This is a genomic window from Maribellus luteus, from assembly GCF_003576475.1.
Classification (GTDB): Bacteria; Bacteroidota; Bacteroidia; order Bacteroidales; family Prolixibacteraceae; genus Draconibacterium; species Draconibacterium luteum.
Genome location: NZ_QWGR01000260.1, coordinates 1 through 528, shown reverse-complemented (window position 1 = coordinate 528; position 528 = coordinate 1). Strand labels below are relative to the sequence as shown.

The following is a 528-nucleotide window of genomic DNA, read 5'->3' as shown; positions in this document are numbered from 1 at the left end:
TGGCCTGGCCGTGGCGTCGGGATCGCGCGTTGCTGCGCGAACGTGCCGGCACGGCGCCAGGGGCAGACGGCCGCGATGACGGAGGCGATGGCGGCGGCAACCTCACCGACACCCTCCCCCACCTCGAAGACGACGCCACGCGGCCCGTCGCCCGATCCCTCTTCGGCGAAATTCTCGACTGGATGCTCGCGCCGCTGCTGTTGCTGTGGCCGATGAGCATTGCGGTGACGTACCTGGTGGCCAAGTCGATCGCGAATGCGCCATATGACCGCGCGCTGGAATCGAGCGCGATCGTGCTCAGCCAGCAACTGCGCGAGGTGAATGGCCGCGTGACGCTGCAGCTGCCAATCTCGGCGCGTGAGATTTTGCGTGCAGACGAAACCGACAATATCTATTACCAGGTGCTCGGCACCAACGGGGAGTTTGTCTCCGGGGACCGCGACCTGCCGCTGCCGCCCGAAGAAGACGCCAATGCGGGCGGCCTCGTGCAACTGCGCGACGACCACATCCACGGCACAGAGATTCGGG

The 528-nt window shown here is 66.5% G+C and carries 1 protein-coding gene; it reads left to right on the top strand.

The window, feature by feature from the left end:
- The coding region (locus D1614_RS28830) for a sensor histidine kinase N-terminal domain-containing protein (RefSeq protein ID WP_175579324.1) at window positions 1–528 on the top strand (528 nt) is incomplete at both ends.